This window comes from Nonomuraea sp. NPDC049649, from assembly GCF_040675175.1.
Lineage (GTDB): Bacteria > Actinomycetota > Actinomycetes > Streptosporangiales > Streptosporangiaceae > Nonomuraea.
In genome coordinates, this window is sequence record NZ_JBFAOH010000100.1 from 1 (window position 1) to 1,638 (window position 1,638).

Consider the following 1,638-nt stretch of genomic DNA (forward strand, 5'->3'; position numbering starts at 1 on the left):
GGTGATAGACCGGGCGCAGGTCGATGATCTGCTTCATGTCGCGCCAGCCTCGCTCGACTTCGAGGAGTTGCTTGTAGCCGACGGCGATGTCCTCGGCGGTGAGTTTGGGGTCGGAGCAGCGCAGCAGGTACTTGCCGTCGAGGTTGGCCTCGGTTTTGATCTTCGCGGCGTCGATGCGGAGTAGTCCGTTCGGGGTGGTGCGCAGGTAGCGGTTGAGGCCGGGCTTGGTGGAGATGACGCCGCGGAGCTCGGCGCGTTTGGTGGCGGTCAGCGCGTCCGAGCCGGCGATCAGCTCCTCGAGCTGGGTGATCAGTCGGGTGCGGATGGCGGCGTCGCGTTCGGCGGCGTCGGGGTTGTAGCAGATCACGAACCGGTCGGTTTCGCCGATCCGTACCTCTTTGACCTTCAGGTTGTCGGCCACGTCCTGGTAGCGGCCCTGCCGGGACAGGGCGGCCTTGGCTTCGGGTGAGCCTGAGCGCAGGCGTTCGCCGATGATGTAGTGGTGGTCGCCTTGGCGCAGGTGGCGGCGGTTGCCGGCGGAGGCGAAGCCGCGGTCGCCGACCCACACGATCTTGGACAGGGTCCAGTCCCGCATGTCGGTCTTGACCTGGCGGATCAGGGTGGTGTCGGTGGTGTTGCCGGGCCAGGACCAGACGCGGACCGGGATGCCGTCGCGGGTGACGGCCATCCCGATGACGATCTGGGGCAGGTCGTCACGGTGGTCTTTGGACTTGCCGCGGGCGCGGAAGCCCTTCTTCACCTGCTCACCGCCATCACCATGGTCATCTCCGTCGTCGTCGCTCCCGTTGTCACCGTCGCTGCCGTCGTCCCTTCCGCTGGTGTCGCGGGCGGGAAGGGGGAGGCCGCGTTCGTCGCGGGCGATCGGCTTGTCGGGTTCGTCGATCTCGAAGTAGGTGGAGGTGGTGTCGAAGAACAGCAGGTCGACTTCGAGGTTGAGCAGGGTGGCGACCTGGTCGAAGACCTTGCGTTCGACGGAGTCTTGGACCTGGTGCAGCCAGTCCATCGCCCGGTAGCAGGCGTCGTCGCTGCAGGCGGGCAGGCCGTCGATGTGGGCGTGGCGGCCGATCCAGTGTGAGGCGGCCAGTTTGGAGGAGGCGTCCAGGGCGCGGTTGGCGACCAGGGTGAACAGGACGCGTTCGGTGAACGGGCTGCGTCGGGTGGAGGCGAGGGCCTTGGTCAGGATCGTGTCGATCTTCAGTTGCCGCCACAGCTGGTCGAGAAGGTAGGGGCCGCCGAAGGCGGCGGAGCCGATGAAGGTCAGGTCGGCGCCTGAGGTGAGTGCGGCGGCGCGGCTCGGGTCCAGGAGCCGGCAGAGGGAGCCGACGAGGCGTTCGACGGCGGCGCGGTCGATGTGGTCTTCGCGGCCGAAGTTGTGCAGGACCTTCATTTTGGCGGTTTTGGTGACGGGGTCCCATTCGTTGTGGGCGAGTTGGAGGTATCGCACCGTGGTGCCGTTTTTGTTCTTCCGGGTGGCGGTCCTGACGAACATGTCACCAGACCGTAGCAGCGGATGCGCAGGCTGTGACGGGGTTATTGGAGAAGTCGTGTCACTAGGGCTTTTCGTCGTTTCCACTAGGCCGTAACGCGCCGACCTGCGGTTTCAGGCCCGAACGCGCC

General features: G+C 66.4%; 1 protein-coding gene. It reads right to left on the bottom strand.

The features are described 5' to 3' along the window. Positions 1-1,510, bottom strand: a 1,510-nt coding sequence (locus AB0J42_RS37630) for an IS1634 family transposase (protein ID WP_364303371.1), incomplete at its 3' end; no start/stop codon positions are given. Between the last annotated feature and the right edge of the window lie 128 nt (positions 1,511-1,638).